This is a genomic window from Yersinia rochesterensis (assembly GCF_003600645.1).
GTDB lineage: Bacteria > Pseudomonadota > Gammaproteobacteria > Enterobacterales > Enterobacteriaceae > Yersinia > Yersinia rochesterensis.
The window spans coordinates 1,981,314-1,995,293 of the sequence record NZ_CP032482.1; the positions used below are offsets into that span (position 1 = coordinate 1,981,314).

Here is a 13,980-nt window from a genome sequence, read left to right on the forward strand (position 1 = left end):
AAAAACGTTAACTAATTAACATTTAGGTGTTGTTCCTTGCGACGGCAGGTAACGCAGTGGGTCAAGTGCGGTTGCCCGGTAGCGAATTTGAAAATGCAGCATCAGAGTGTCCGTTCCAGAGCTACCCATGGTGGCTATTTTCTGCCCGGCTTTCACGTCCTGAGCATTATTGACCAGCATGGTGTCATTATGGGCGTAAGCGGTGATGAAATCTTCACCATGCTTAATCATGATGAGATTGCCATAACCACGCAGTTGATTTCCGACGTATACCACTCGCCCTTTGGCTGATGCATAGACCGGCTGCCCGCGTTTACCTGCAATATCGATCCCCTTGTTGCCGCCATCGGCAGTGGAATACTTGGATATAACTTGGCCGTTGGTCGGCCAACGCCAGCAACGGCTTGCTCCGGGCGGTGGCGTTGATTTAGCCAGCGCAGAACTTGATGACTTCGGTTTATTTGACGTCAGACGGCCAGATGAAGCTGAGTTATCAAGTTGTAATTTTTGCCCAACTTCCAGCCGATAAGGAGGTTTTAGTTTGTTTATGCGGGCAAGGTCACTGACTTCACTGTCACTGATCCAGGCAATAAAATAGAGGGTATCGCCCTTTTTAACGGTATAGGATTTGTCGTTGTAACTGCCTTTTGGTAGCTTGGCATAGTCACGATTTGATTTGTTTGAGCACCCAGCTAATAGCAAGATAACCATTGCATATGACGCCAACCGTGGCCACAACCGTATTCTGCTTTTCGTGTTCAAAACGTTTCCTTTGTCATCGCGATTTCAAATTCCCTCAGCCAGCTATAATAACATTTGAACCATAAGCGTCAAAAGCCAGAACAAGTGTATCATTTAGAACATCAGCGAGTTAATTGGAATAACGGCCCATCAGAAGAGGTTCTCGATACTTTACTTAACCCACAACACGGGGTAGCGGCGCACGGAATTTCTAATACTCCTGTTAAAAGATTGCTATCACCCATTTCGGTGAATAAATTTAATCTTCTAATTGAGAGGCGACTGCCGGCATAGAACCGCCATTAAACTTATATTTAGTGGCAAGTGCATAGCTGTGGTCAATCCGCAAATAAAGTTCTTCGAGAGAAAGCGAGTTTTCTAAGCAGAGTGAAAGCCAGTGTTTTTTATTCATATGATAAGCAGGAAAATATCGCATGTTATCAATAAGCCTGGCGACAGTTTCAGGGCTAGCCCGGAGGTTGAGCACGTCACAGGGCGCAGAGTCATCCACGCCTAATTTGCTTTTGGGAATAAGCAACAATGCCCCGTACCATTTGGCGTTATCCGCCCGCCGCCAGATGGCGCTAGTGGGGGATTTCTCCCACAAAAACTCTAACGCATCGCCGTATTTTGAGCGGATATATTGAATAACGGCTTGCGCCTGATCACTGTTAAATATGTCCGGCTCAAAGCACTTTTTGGCAATATCAGACAATACCTTTCCATATTCTGCCCGCACGCTGCCGACAAAAGCTCCACAACTTCCCGCGACAAGATGGAGTACATATTCCTCATTAGAGCCAATATCCGTCAAGGTTGCTGTAACTTGTTCAAGCTTAGAAACAGTGATGACCATTTCAAACTGGCCGTTTAACAGACGAGTACGGTAGTGATAATCATCCCCGAATACGGTAAAACCGTAACTGAGCAAGCACTGTGGAATCGCTTTTTTATTTTTGAACAACAGAAGCATAGTAACCTCAAGAGGCATAGTAATCTCGCTGTTGTGATTGAATGTTAATGGCTGATTACTCGTCAGAAACTTAATAATCTGAAAGCCTACTGCAAAAGCGGGGGAACTACCATCAGCGGTGCGAAGCAGATTTTCTTTAGATTTGGCCGTACGGCATTGGGTAGCAGCGGTACTGCCTTTGTACTTATTTCTGGTCGCGCTTTTATAAAAATACATTAATGTGGTGAAATGAAAAATCCACGCAAGTGCGTGGATTTTATGGCGTTTATCATTCTCCATAAGGTTATCTGAAACCTCATGAGACAGCAGACGCTATTTAGACGTTGAACAGGAAGTTCATCACATCGCCATCTTTTACGATGTATTCTTTGCCTTCTGAGCGCATTTTCCCGGCTTCTTTCGCACCTTGCTCACCTTTGTAGGTAATAAAGTCGTCAAAAGCGATAGTTTGTGCGCGGATAAAGCCTTTTTCAAAGTCGGTGTGAATCTTACCTGCGGCTTGTGGGGCTGTTGCGCCGACAGGGATAGTCCAGGCGCGAACTTCTTTAACACCGGCGGTGAAGTAGGTTTGCAAATTCAGCAGCTCATAACCGGCACGGATCACACGGTTCAGACCGGGCTCTTCAATACCCAACTCGGCCATAAACTCAGCACGGTCTTCATCTTCCAACTCAGCGATATCAGATTCAACTGCGGCACAAACGGCAACCACGACAGAACCTTCGCCCGCAGCAATAGCCCGGACTTGATCCAGATAAGGGTTATTTTCGAAACCGTCTTCATTGACGTTAGCAATGTACATAGTCGGTTTTAGTGTCAGGAAACTCAAATAACGGATGGCTGCTTTATCTTCTGCCGTCAGATTCAGCGCACGCAGCATGCCAGCGTTCTCTAAATGTGGTAGACATTTTTCCAGTGCTTCCAGTTCAGCTTTAGCATCTTTATCGCCGCCTTTGGCTTTCTTCTGCACACGATGAATCGCGCGCTCGCAAGTTTCCAGATCGGAAAGAGCCAACTCAGTATTGATGGTGTCAATGTCATCCACTGGATCAACTTTGCCAGCAACATGGATGATATTGTCATTTTCAAAACAACGTACCACATGACCAATCGCTTCGGTTTCACGAATATTAGTCAAGAATTGGTTACCCAGACCTTCGCCTTTGGACGCGCCTTTGACCAGGCCCGCAATATCAACGAACTCCATGGTCGTTGGCAATATGCGCTGAGGTTTAACGATCTCAGCCAGTTGATCCAGACGCGGGTCCGGCATTGGCACCACGCCCGTATTGGGTTCAATGGTGCAGAACGGGAAGTTAGCTGCTTCGATGCCCGCTTGTGTCAACGCGTTGAACAGGGTGGATTTACCAACGTTAGGCAAGCCCACAATACCGCATTTGAATCCCATGTTTTATATCACCTTAAATAACTTAAAAATCAACCAGTTAGATTTAACAGGCCGATGTAATCAAAATTTATGCCGCCATTATACACATAATGGCGATTTATCTCGATCATGCTCTTTCGTTGTGGATATTGCTTTTATCGTAATGGCACATAGGTAATTGATTTATCTAACTCTGTGCCCGAGATCACGTTTCTGTTATCTGAAGTTTTCTGATTAATGTCCGATAACATGTCATTAGGGTCTACAGACTGAATTTGGATTATCCCCATGGAAATGAATATCTATAAATGGTTAATAGTGATTTTATTTGGGGGCGCGGTGGGCATTTTGGGTATGTGGTTTCTGACGGCAGAAACTGAACCTTCGGGGCCAACTTTTGCCCAGTTAGTCGATCAATATGGCGTGCAGATAGAAAATCAATCAGGTAAAAGCGTGAGATATGTGGGTTACAAAAAAAAGACGTTGTATGAGGATTTTGACAGTGTTCAATTGACGTTCACTGCCATAAATGACAAGTTCGAGCGTAGCCACGATTTATCTGATAATAAGAAAAAAGCTGCTGATTGGGAGAAACTTTTTTGCAGCGAGGCGCTACAAGATATTGCGGATGAATATGACGGTAAAAGTAATCATTTTCTCGGGCGTGTTAGAGTGATTATTGCCGGTGTTGTCCTGACCGGTGAAGGTCAGCAGGGAATCAATGCGTTGTGCAATAAAAACGAATAAAGTGGAAGATAACTTCCCCGGCGCACCGTCGCTTTCCGGGGAACGGACGAACCGCTATGCCGTGGCTTTAAATGAATGCAGGCGATTCATTGCCTTGGTAATATCTTCTTTCAGCAGTATTTCAGTACAGCGAATAGACTCATCAATCGCGTCGTCAATTAAGGTTTGTTCGCTAGCCGGCGGTTTACCGAGAACAAAACCGGTGACTTTACTTTTATCGCCAGGATGGCCGATACCTATGCGTAAACGATAGAAATTTGGATTATTGCCGAGCCTGCTCTGAATGTCTTTCAGGCCATTATGGCCACCATTGCCTCCTCCCAATTTCAATTTCGCCACACCGGGTGGGATATCCAGCTCATCATGTGCGACTAAAATTTCTTCCGGTAGGATGCGGTAAAACCCAGCCATTGCCGCAACAGCTTTGCCACTTAAATTCATAAATGTAGACGGCACCAGCAAGCGCACATCTTGGCCCGCCAGGTTTAACCGTGCGGTATAACCGAAGAATTTACTTTCTTCTTTCAGTTGCTGGTTGTGGCGTTGCGCTAATAAGTCCACATACCAAGCCCCCGCATTATGGCGAGTTTGGGCGTATTCAGCACCCGGATTTGCCAGCCCAACGATTAATTTAATGCTGCTCACGTCGTCATTCGCTATTACTAAAGGAATTAAAGTGTGACAGTTTACCCGTCATGGCGCGTAATGACAAAACTGGCAGTATGAATTTATTTGGAATTAATAGTTCAATATGTGAATAGTTAATATGTGTAATAATTCAATTTCAATGCCAAATGTCTGGAAAGTGTAAAGATTTGTCGAAATATATTCCTTAGATGTGATCGCCAGCGCAACACCTTCATCAGCAGCCTGACTATACTAAGTTATTAAGTGGACATGAATAATCGCATTAAGCAAGCATTTTTGTATGCGCAGCTAAGTGATTATTTATTGGCAACTCAAGTGGAGGTGGCTTATGAAACGTAGAACCGCATCAAGGCTTGGTAATGTGCTGATGGGGCTGGGATTGGTGACCATGGTCGTTGGGGTAGGTTACTCAATTTTGGCTGAAGTGACTCAGTTTGGCCTACCACAATTCTTTGCCCATGGTGCAGTAATGAGCATTTTTGTTGGTGCATTGTTATGGTTGGTTGGCGCTCGTATTGGCGGGCGTGAAGAAGTTGCAGACCGCTATTGGTGGGTTAAGCACTTTGATAAACGTTGCACTCGTAATAACCAACGCCACTCATAAAATCTGAGTGTTGACCGTGGTGTATGACAAATCATAGCCTGTTACTACAGCTTTAAATTGAGCTGATGTTCAGGAGGAGTGAATGACGACCCAAGAATCTGTTAATCAAGAATCTATAGACCAAGAACTTATAGACCAGGAACTTATAGACCTAAAGTAGAAAACCCGTTGTTGCATCTGCATCAACGGGTTTTTCTTTATCTGCTTTATACCCGTCATCGTTCAAGCTGTATGTGCGTTGGTCGGCTTCCTGCAACTCGAATGATTTAGGGTATAGTTCTTCATCATCTATCCGTCATGCATACCCCAACATAATGCCCAAAGAGGCTCATCATGGCTAACTGCGGCCAAATAGCACCGCAGGGATATCCACTCCCGATTATTGATTAATGCTCAAACATCGCAGAGATCGACTCTTCATTACTGATACGGCGGATGGCTTCAGCCAACATGCCAGATAGTGTCAGAGTTCGTACATTTTTCAATGCTTTGATTTCAGCTGATAACGGAATTGTGTCACAAACAATCACTTCGTCAATCACGGAGTGTTTGATGTTTTCAACCGCATTACCAGAGAAGATCGGGTGAGTTGCGTAAGCGAATACACGCTTGGCACCACGTTCTTTCAATGCTTCTGCCGCTTTACACAAAGTGCCACCGGTATCGATCATATCGTCAACTAATACACAGTCACGGCCAGCAACATCACCGATGATATGCATCACCTGAGAAACGTTAGCGCGTGGACGGCGTTTGTCGATAATCGCCATATCAGTATCGTTCAGCAATTTTGCGATGGCTCTGGCGCGAACAACGCCACCAATGTCGGGAGAAACAACAATTGGGTTTTCCAGATTCTGCTGCAACATATCTTCCAGCAGGATTGGGCTACCAAATACGTTATCAACCGGAACATCAAAGAAGCCTTGGATCTGTTCAGCATGAAGATCCACTGTCAATACGCGGTCAACCCCAACACTTGAGAGAAAATCGGCAACAACTTTGGCAGTGATAGGTACACGAGCGGAGCGCACACGGCGATCCTGACGGGCGTAGCCGAAGTAAGGAATAACAGCAGTAATACGGCCTGCGGAGGCGCGACGCAGGGCATCAACCATGACAACCAGTTCCATCAGGTTATCGTTCGTGGGTGCGCAGGTGGACTGGATGATGAAAATATCACCACCGCGTACATTTTCGTTGATTTGCACGCTCACTTCGCCGTCGCTAAAACGACCTACAGCGGCGTCACCAAGACTGGTGTACAAACGGTTGGCAATACGTTGTGCTAGTTCCGGGGTGGCGTTACCAGCAAAAAGCTTCATATCAGGCACGAGAAGAACCTCAGGCATGCGTCCAGAGAAGATATTGTCAGATCAGTAATCACGGGCGGTTATTCATACTGATTGCAATATACATACGGGTATTTAAAGTCAAAAACAACATTATGGACCGGCTTTCAAACCAGTGGGACAGGTATTTTCACAAACTCAGGTCAGTGGTGCCATGATCTAGACCCTTGCTGTGCATTCTTATCTGTACTCACCGTTTTCAAATTTCCCAGAGCGTGCGCGATGCAATGGCGAAACGTTCACGCCACGGGCGACAAAACCGTGCAACCACTCTGGGGCAATACTTAACACCTGCCGGGCCGATGACTCAGTGTCAAATTCTGCAAAGACACAAGCGCCGGTTCCGGTGAGGCGTGACGGAGCGTATTCTAACAGCCATGAAAGAACCTGTTCAACCTCGCGAAAACGTTTTCTTGCGATCGGTTCGCAATCATTTGCGTAAGGAGCACTTAAAAGCGCCGCCAGTGGGCGTACTGGCGTATTTCTTTTTAATTCAGGATCGGAAAAAATAATGGGCGTTGGGATGCTTACACCGGGGTGAACCACCAAATACCACTTCTCTACAGGCTCGGCGGGGTGCAACTTTTCACCAATTCCCTCGGCAAAGGCCGCATGTCCGTGCACAAAAACGGGCACGTCGGCCCCTAACTGAAGGCCGAGAGCGGCTAATTCTTCATCAGATAAGCCACATTCCCACAAAGTATTGAGTGCCACTAACACTGTCGCTGCATTGGAAGAACCGCCACCCAGCCCACCGCCCATGGGCAAACGTTTATCGATGCTAATATCCGCCCCTCGAGATACTGCCGCCGCACTGGGGTATTTTTGCAGTAACCGCGCCGCGCGGATTATCAGATTTTGCTCGTTTTCCACACCGGGAATTGGAGTCAATAACCGAATTTGTTCATCGTCCCGCGGCACAATCGTCAGTTCGTCGCCATAATCGAGAAATTGGAACAAAGTCTGTAATTGATGGTAACCATCAGCACGTCGCCCGGTGATATAAAGAAATAAATTCAATTTTGCGGGCGAGGGCCAAATATGTTGATTGGTATGAGTCATACTATTGGGCCGCCCAGTTATCCATCTTCAGTTTGATGCGCTGCTCGCCCTGACTCAATTCCATACGACTAGGTAACGCTGGTGTGACTTGAGTATTGTATTCTTGATAATTAACCACCCAGGTTACGCCATTTTGTTGATAAGTCAGCTGTTTCAGGCGATATTTATCGTCGAGGGTGAAATCGGTCGTATCGCCAGGTAGCCCTAGAATCCATTGGCGTAAACTTGCTAACGGAATAGACATTCCGGTTAATTTTTGAATCATTTCTTGTGGGTCATTACTGACATAGCGCTTGCCCTGATTGTCAGTCAATTGGGTCACACCCGGTTGTACGACCAATTCTAGCTCGGTGCTACCCAGTGGGTTGGTCAGCAACAGGCGATAGCGCTCTGGGGCGGTTTGTTGCCAGAAGAAACGGGCATAAACTTTTTGTTTTTCTGACAGATAAGCAAAAGCACCCCGAGTTTGAAATTGGCTCAATTGCTGTAATTGTTGTTCATGCTGACGCCATTGTGGCGATGTAGGGCTGGTCGCCGGGCCAGACGGCGGCGTGGTGCTACAGGCTGCTAACAGCAGAGTAGCTAATGGAAGCAGGCGATAAAAACTGATTTTGCGCTGAGGCATATGGGTATAAATCCTATCGGTCGCAGGTTTTTTCACTGGCGGCACGTTTGATCAAGCAACTTAATGATAAAGCAAATCCGGGTGATACGTCCGAATAAAGGGCATCATTTTTGTTCACGCTAGCGGCCTGAAGGCGGAGCGTCAATATTTTGTTCTCTTTTGTATTGGGTATAAGCAATATTGTTGTACAACGGATAACCAATTTTTAAGCATAATTTATGATAATAGTTAGGATATTGCACTGTGACTTTTATTGATCTCGCGCATCAAGTAGAATGCGGTTCAGACGAGAATCCATACTAACATCAGTATTACTCGAAGCCGTTCTCATGACTCTGCTTGCATTAGGCATTAACCACAAAACCGCACCTGTATCGTTACGTGAACGAGTGACATTTTCACCGGAATCGATCGATCAGGCACTCGCTAGCTTGCTCCAACAGCCGTTGGTGCAGGGCGGTGTCGTGTTGTCTACGTGTAACCGAACTGAGTTATATCTCAGCGTAGAACAGCAAGAAAACCTGCATGAACAACTGATCACCTGGTTGTGTAACTACCATAAACTCAGCCCGGATGAAGTGAAAAAGAGCCTGTATTGGCATCATGGCAATGACGCAGTGAGCCATCTGATGCGCGTCGCCAGTGGGCTGGACTCCTTAGTATTGGGCGAGCCACAAATTCTGGGGCAGGTAAAAAAAGCCTTTGCGGAATCTCAGCGCGAGCAATCACTTTCCGGTGAATTGGAGCGGTTATTCCAAAAGTCTTTCTCTGTGGCGAAAAGGGTGCGCACAGAAACTGAAATTGGTGCCAGTGCCGTTTCGGTAGCGTTTGCGGCCTGTACATTGGCGCGGCAAATCTTTGAGTCACTCTCTGAACTGAATGTGTTGCTGGTTGGTGCCGGTGAAACCATTGAGCTGGTTGCCCGTCATCTGCGAGAGCACCAAGTCAAGCATATGATTATCGCCAACCGTACTCGTGAGCGTGCTCAAGCGCTGGCGACCGAGGTTGGGGCTGAGGTGATCACTTTGCCAGAAATTGATGCCCGTCTGGCCGATGCTGACATTATTATCAGTTCCACCGCCAGCCCATTGCCAATTATTGGTAAAGGGATGGTGGAACGCGCACTGAAAAGCCGCCGCAATCAGCCGATGCTGTTTGTTGATATCGCGGTGCCGCGTGATATTGAGCCAGAAGTGGGTAAACTGTCGAATGCCTATTTATACAGTGTTGATGATTTACAGGCGATTATTCAACACAATATGGCGCAACGTCAGGCTGCTGCAGTTCAGGCCGAATCAATAGTGCAGCAAGAAAGCATGAATTTTATGACCTGGTTACGCGCTCAGGGAGCGGTTGAAACCATTCGTGATTACCGCTCACAAGCTGAACAGGTTCGCAGTGAGATGACGGCAAGAGCATTAGCCGCCATTGAACAGGGTGCTAATGTTGAACAGGTGGTCAATGAACTGGCCCACAAGCTAACTAACCGCCTGATTCATGCCCCCACCAAATCCCTCCAGCAAGCTGCCAGCGATGGCGATATGGAGCGGTTGCAATTATTACGCGACAGCCTTGGGCTGGATCAGCACTAGTTTCCTCTAATTACAGGGTTTAAAACCACGGATGAAGTCTTCTATTGTTGCTAAATTGGAAGCGTTACAAGAGCGCCACGAAGAAGTGTTAGCGCACCTTGGCGATGCCAATGTTATTGCCGACCAAGACCGTTTCCGCGCGTTATCACGTGAATATGCGCAATTGACGGATGTCACTCGCTGTTTTAAAGAATGGCGCAGTGTGCAAGATGATATCGAAGCGGCAGAAATGATGCTCGAAGATCCCGAAATGCGCGAAATGGCACAGGACGAACTGAAAGAAGCTAAAGCTCGTAGTGAAGAGCTGGAACAGCAATTGCAAGTTCTGTTATTGCCCAAAGACCCTGATGATGAACGCGATTGCTTCCTGGAAATCCGTGCCGGAACCGGGGGCGATGAAGCGGCTATTTTTGCCGGTGACATGTTCCGTATGTATAGCCGCTATGCTGAGTCTCGCCGCTGGAAAGTGGAAATCATGAGCGCCAGTGAAGGTGAACATGGCGGTTATAAAGAAGTGATTGCCAAGGTGTCCGGTGACGGTGTCTTCGGCCAATTAAAGTTTGAATCGGGCGGTCACCGTGTTCAGCGCGTGCCAGAAACCGAATCACAGGGTCGTATCCATACCTCCGCTTGTACTGTGGCGGTGATGCCAGCGATTCCAGAAGCCGAAATGCCAGAAATTAACGCCGGTGACTTGCGTATTGATACTTTCCGCTCTTCAGGAGCGGGTGGTCAGCACGTTAACACCACCGACTCTGCCATTAGGATCACCCATATTCCAACTGGAATTGTGGTGGAATGCCAGGACGAGCGCTCACAGCATAAGAACAAAGCCAAGGCGATGTCGGTGTTGGGTGCACGTATCCGTGCCGCAGAAATGCAAAAACGCCAACTGGCTGAGGCCTCTGAGCGCCGTAACTTGTTAGGGTCCGGCGATCGTTCTGACCGTAATCGCACTTATAACTTCCCGCAAGGGCGCGTGACTGACCATCGCATCAACTTGACACTTTATCGTCTGGATGAAGTCATGGAAGGTAAACTGGATATGCTGATCCAGCCGATTGTGCAAGAGTATCAAGCTGATCAACTCTCCGCGTTGTCCGAGCAAGACTAATGGATTATCAGCACTGGCTGTCATTAACGGCAGCCCGTTTTAGCCAAAGTGACAGCCCGAAGCGCGATGCCGAGATTCTGCTGAGTTTTGTCACTGGGCGGGCGCGAACTTATTTACTGGCTTTTGGTGAAACCCCCATTACCGCTGAGCAGTTGGCGGTATTGGAATCCTTAGCGGCGCGCCGTGAACAGGGGGAGCCGATTGCCTATTTGGTCGGGGAGCGCGAGTTTTGGTCCCTGCCATTGAGTGTTTCCTCCGCTACATTAATTCCTCGCCCCGACACCGAATGCTTGGTCGAGCAAGCTTTGGCGCATTTACCCACCACGCCTTGCCACATTCTGGATTTAGGGACGGGCACTGGCGCTATTGCTTTGGCATTAGCCAGTGAACGCCCGGATTGCGCAGTGGTGGGCGTTGATATTAAAGCGGAAGCCGTTGCTCTGGCGCGCCATAATGCCGAGAAACTCGCGATAAATAATGTGCATTTCTTGCAAAGTTGTTGGTTTGAGTCAGTGAGTGGGCGATTTACTCTTATTGTTAGCAACCCTCCTTATATTGATGCCAATGACCCTCATCTTAATGAGGGCGATGTGCGCTATGAACCACACAGTGCGCTGGTGGCCTCAGCAAAAGGTATGGCTGATTTGGTGGAGATTATCCGCCAGTCACCGGCTTATTTAGAAGCGGGAGGCTGGTTAATGCTGGAACACGGCTGGCAGCAAGCCAATACAGTACAGAAACACCTTAAAGAAGTGGGATTTAGTGCTGTAATGACACATAAAGATTATGGTAATAATGATCGTGTGACGCTGGGCCAGTGGGGCACTTAATCAAGAAAATTCCCGTTCAGCATAAATTAAGGACTGAAAGACATGTGGGTTGATTACATCGCCATGAAGTATTTGCATTTACTGACAGTGGTTATCAGTATTATGCTGTTTGTGTTACGTTTCTTCTGGAAATGTCGCGGTTCAGCTATGATGGAGAAACGCTGGGTAAAAATAACGCCGCATATCAATGATACGCTACTGTTTGTCAGCGGTATTGTATTGATATTTATCACTGGATTTTACCCTTTCAGTCCGCAAGGAACATGGCTGACTGAAAAGCTATTTGGCGTTATTATCTATATCCTGCTTGGCTATGTCGCATTAGGTAAGCGAACCCGCAGCCAGAATCGCCGCTGGCTTGCCTTTATACTCGCATTGGGTTGCCTGTATTTGATTATAAAACTGGCAACAACTAAGTTACCACTGCTGATGGGATATCTATGAGTAGCATTGCTGATTTCGAATTTAACAACGCGTCCCTGTGTGATGGGGTGTTACTGGTTACCCAGGAGATTCGACAGAATTTTCCACTGGCTGATGTGCGTAAGCAACTGCAACAGCTCGTTGATGATGCCAAGGCCGCGATGCCCGCCGGTCTCAATCAGGATCAGCAATTAGAAGTGCTTATCGATCTGTTCTATCGTAAATGGAAATTTGGTGGGGCAGGCGGGGTTTACCGTCTGTCAGATGCCATCTGGCTCGATAACGTGTTGGACAAACGCCAGGGGACCCCGGTGTCGCTGGGCGTTATTTTCCTGCACATTGCGCATCAATTGGAGCTGCCATTGATGCCAGTTATTTTCCCAACTCAATTGATTCTGCGTGCGGATTGGCTAGATGAAGAAATGTGGCTGATTAACCCACTGAATGGTGAAACACTGAACGAGCATATGCTGGAAGTGTGGATCAAAGGCAATCTGGGGTTGAGTGCCGAGTTGGAAGATGAGGATTTGGAAGAGGCGGAAAATACCCTAATTGTACGCAAAATGCTCGATACGCTGAAAGCAGCATTAATGGAAGAGAAGCAGATGGAGCTGGCCTTGCGTGCCAGTGAAGCGGTGTTGGCTTTTGATCCCGATGACCCGTATGAAATTCGCGATCGTGGCCTGATTTATGCCCAATTGGATTGCAATCATATTGCTATCTCTGATTTAAGCTATTTTGTCGAACAGTGCCCGGAAGACCCCATTGCTGAAATGATAAAAATGCAGATCCACTCCATTGAGCAACAGCGAGTGACGTTGCACTGATACCCGTCATACTTCAAGCTGCATGTGTGTTGGCCGCCTTCCTGCAACTCGAATTATTTTGGGTATATTTATGGCAATCACCTTGTTGAGTAATAACTCACTATAATTAATCTCGATTTATCCTTTAGAAAGGTATTTGTATGGAACAGAAAGTGGTTAGCATTGGCGATATCAAGGTAGCGAACGACCTGCCTTTCGTGCTATTTGGCGGCATGAACGTACTTGAGTCTCGTGATTTGGCGATGCGCATCTGCGAGCATTACGTGACCGTCACCCAAAAGCTGGGAATTCCTTACGTCTTTAAAGCCTCATTCGACAAAGCCAACCGTTCTTCAATTCATTCTTACCGTGGCCCTGGTCTGGAAGAAGGGATGAAAATTTTCCAGGAATTGAAACAGACATTTGGTGTGAAAGTGATTACCGATGTTCACGAAATAAGCCAGTGCCAGCCCGTTGCTGAAGTCGTTGATGTTATCCAGTTACCTGCATTTTTGGCTCGCCAAACTGATTTAGTCGAAGCCATGGCGCGTACAGGCGCGGTTATCAATGTCAAGAAACCTCAATTCGTTAGCCCCGGTCAGATGGGCAATATTGTCGAGAAATTCAAAGAAGCCGGTAATGACCAGATTATTCTTTGCGATCGCGGTAGCAACTTCGGTTATGACAATTTGGTTGTTGATATGTTGGGCATCAATGTGATGGTCAATGCCACTGGCGGTCATCCGGTTATTTTCGACGTAACCCATGCATTGCAATGCCGCGACCCATTTGGCTCAGCATCCGGCGGCCGCCGCGCGCAAGTGGCTGAACTGGCCCGTGCGGGTATGGCAGTAGGTTTGGCTGGGTTATTTATTGAAGCACACCCTGAGCCAAACAGTGCTAAATGTGATGGCCCGTCAGCATTGCCATTAGATAAGTTGGAGCCGTTCTTGGTGCAGATGAAAGCTATCGACGATTTGGTGAAAAGCTTCCCAGAACTGGATACCAGCAAGTAATCCACTCTCCTGCATCCTTGACGTTTGTAGCGGTGAATAAATAAAAAGGCAGCTATCTAT

At 47.2% G+C, this 13,980-nt stretch carries 15 protein-coding genes; 8 read left to right on the forward strand and 7 right to left on the reverse strand.

Features of this window, described 5'->3' with window-relative positions; all coding sequences use genetic code 11:
• Positions 1–15: 15 nt before the first annotated feature.
• The 3 genes from actS to ychF form a co-directional block, all read right to left on the reverse strand.
• Positions 16–744, reverse strand: a complete 729-nt coding sequence (gene actS / locus DXZ79_RS09300) for an amidase activator ActS (RefSeq protein ID WP_162928776.1) — start codon at positions 742–744, stop codon at positions 16–18.
• 256 nt (positions 745–1,000) lie between these two features.
• Positions 1,001–1,993 (reverse strand): MmcQ/YjbR family DNA-binding protein, encoded by a 993-nt coding sequence (locus tag DXZ79_RS09305; RefSeq protein ID WP_230852388.1) that lies wholly within the window; start codon positions 1,991–1,993, stop codon positions 1,001–1,003.
• 37 nt (positions 1,994–2,030) lie between these two features.
• Positions 2,031–3,122, reverse strand: a complete 1,092-nt coding sequence (gene ychF / locus DXZ79_RS09310; protein WP_004390746.1) for a redox-regulated ATPase YchF — start codon at positions 3,120–3,122, stop codon at positions 2,031–2,033.
• A gap of 267 nt (positions 3,123–3,389) precedes the next feature.
• Here ychF and DXZ79_RS09315 point away from each other — a divergent pair, with 267 nt between their 5' ends.
• The gene (locus DXZ79_RS09315) at positions 3,390–3,848 is read left to right on the forward strand and encodes a hypothetical protein (RefSeq protein ID WP_038633467.1); all 459 of its coding nucleotides are present in this window, start codon (positions 3,390–3,392) and stop codon (positions 3,846–3,848) included.
• Positions 3,849–3,902: 54 nt separating this feature from the next.
• Here DXZ79_RS09315 and pth read toward each other — a convergent pair whose 3' ends face one another.
• A complete protein-coding gene (gene pth, locus DXZ79_RS09320; RefSeq protein WP_038633464.1) occupies positions 3,903–4,493 on the reverse strand; it encodes an aminoacyl-tRNA hydrolase in 591 nt (196 codons plus the stop codon).
• Between the two features lie 331 nt (positions 4,494–4,824).
• On the opposite strand from pth, the gene ychH reads away from it, so the two are divergent.
• The gene (ychH, locus tag DXZ79_RS09325; protein WP_038633461.1) at positions 4,825–5,100 is read left to right on the forward strand and encodes a stress-induced protein YchH; all 276 of its coding nucleotides are present in this window, start codon (positions 4,825–4,827) and stop codon (positions 5,098–5,100) included.
• Positions 5,101–5,486: 386 nt separating this feature from the next.
• On the opposite strand, the gene prs is transcribed toward ychH, so the two are convergent.
• The 3 genes from prs to lolB form a co-directional block, all read right to left on the reverse strand.
• Positions 5,487–6,434, reverse strand: coding sequence for a ribose-phosphate diphosphokinase (prs, locus tag DXZ79_RS09335; protein WP_004390739.1), 948 nt, complete (start codon positions 6,432–6,434; stop codon positions 5,487–5,489).
• A gap of 198 nt (positions 6,435–6,632) precedes the next feature.
• Positions 6,633–7,514: a 4-(cytidine 5'-diphospho)-2-C-methyl-D-erythritol kinase gene (gene ispE / locus DXZ79_RS09340; protein ID WP_050291762.1), complete on the reverse strand. Its 882-nt coding sequence runs from the start codon at positions 7,512–7,514 to the stop codon at positions 6,633–6,635.
• A gap of 1 nt (position 7,515) precedes the next feature.
• Positions 7,516–8,139 carry a lipoprotein insertase outer membrane protein LolB gene (gene lolB / locus DXZ79_RS09345; protein ID WP_038633454.1) on the reverse strand — a complete coding sequence of 208 codons (624 nt, stop codon included), beginning with the start codon at positions 8,137–8,139 and terminating at the stop codon, positions 7,516–7,518.
• Between the two features lie 329 nt (positions 8,140–8,468).
• Between lolB and hemA the strand changes: the two genes are divergently transcribed.
• The 6 genes from hemA (at position 8,469) to kdsA (ending at position 13,920) form a co-directional block, all read left to right on the forward strand.
• Complete coding sequence (hemA, locus tag DXZ79_RS09350) at positions 8,469–9,731, forward strand: glutamyl-tRNA reductase (protein WP_038633451.1); 1,263 nt, start codon at positions 8,469–8,471, stop codon at positions 9,729–9,731.
• A gap of 31 nt (positions 9,732–9,762) precedes the next feature.
• Positions 9,763–10,845, forward strand: a complete 1,083-nt coding sequence (gene prfA / locus DXZ79_RS09355; protein ID WP_038633448.1) for a peptide chain release factor 1 — start codon at positions 9,763–9,765, stop codon at positions 10,843–10,845.
• The gene (gene prmC, locus DXZ79_RS09360; RefSeq protein WP_038633445.1) at positions 10,845–11,675 is read left to right on the forward strand and encodes a peptide chain release factor N(5)-glutamine methyltransferase; all 831 of its coding nucleotides are present in this window, start codon (positions 10,845–10,847) and stop codon (positions 11,673–11,675) included. The genes prfA and prmC overlap by 1 nt, the downstream gene beginning before the upstream one ends.
• Before the next feature lie 42 nt (positions 11,676–11,717).
• Positions 11,718–12,119, forward strand: a complete 402-nt coding sequence (locus DXZ79_RS09365) for a SirB2 family protein (RefSeq protein WP_038633442.1) — start codon at positions 11,718–11,720, stop codon at positions 12,117–12,119.
• Positions 12,116–12,925: an invasion regulator SirB1 gene (gene sirB1, locus DXZ79_RS09370; RefSeq protein WP_050291761.1), complete on the forward strand. Its 810-nt coding sequence runs from the start codon at positions 12,116–12,118 to the stop codon at positions 12,923–12,925. Before DXZ79_RS09365 ends, sirB1 begins: the two co-directional genes overlap by 4 nt.
• A 140-nt stretch (positions 12,926–13,065) precedes the next feature.
• The gene (gene kdsA / locus DXZ79_RS09375) at positions 13,066–13,920 is read left to right on the forward strand and encodes a 3-deoxy-8-phosphooctulonate synthase (protein ID WP_038633436.1); all 855 of its coding nucleotides are present in this window, start codon (positions 13,066–13,068) and stop codon (positions 13,918–13,920) included.
• Positions 13,921–13,980 lie beyond the last annotated feature (60 nt).

Bases quoted from the DNA above. Each gene is read 5' to 3' on its own strand.
- DXZ79_RS09305 (WP_230852388.1), bottom strand. From the start codon at position 1,993: ATGGAGAATGATAAACGCCATAAAATCCACGCACTTGCGTGGATTTTT.
- ychF (WP_004390746.1), bottom strand. From the start codon at position 3,122: ATGGGATTCAAATGCGGTATTGTGGGCTTGCCTAACGTTGGTAAATCC.
- DXZ79_RS09315 (WP_038633467.1), top strand. From the start codon at position 3,390: ATGGAAATGAATATCTATAAATGGTTAATAGTGATTTTATTTGGGGGC.
- ychH (WP_038633461.1), top strand. From the start codon at position 4,825: ATGAAACGTAGAACCGCATCAAGGCTTGGTAATGTGCTGATGGGGCTG.
- ispE (WP_050291762.1), bottom strand. From the start codon at position 7,514: ATGACTCATACCAATCAACATATTTGGCCCTCGCCCGCAAAATTGAAT.
- lolB (WP_038633454.1), bottom strand. From the start codon at position 8,139: ATGCCTCAGCGCAAAATCAGTTTTTATCGCCTGCTTCCATTAGCTACT.
- hemA (WP_038633451.1), top strand. From the start codon at position 8,469: ATGACTCTGCTTGCATTAGGCATTAACCACAAAACCGCACCTGTATCG.
- prfA (WP_038633448.1), top strand. From the start codon at position 9,763: ATGAAGTCTTCTATTGTTGCTAAATTGGAAGCGTTACAAGAGCGCCAC.
- prmC (WP_038633445.1), top strand. From the start codon at position 10,845: ATGGATTATCAGCACTGGCTGTCATTAACGGCAGCCCGTTTTAGCCAA.
- DXZ79_RS09365 (WP_038633442.1), top strand. From the start codon at position 11,718: ATGTGGGTTGATTACATCGCCATGAAGTATTTGCATTTACTGACAGTG.
- sirB1 (WP_050291761.1), top strand. From the start codon at position 12,116: ATGAGTAGCATTGCTGATTTCGAATTTAACAACGCGTCCCTGTGTGAT.
- kdsA (WP_038633436.1), top strand. From the start codon at position 13,066: ATGGAACAGAAAGTGGTTAGCATTGGCGATATCAAGGTAGCGAACGAC.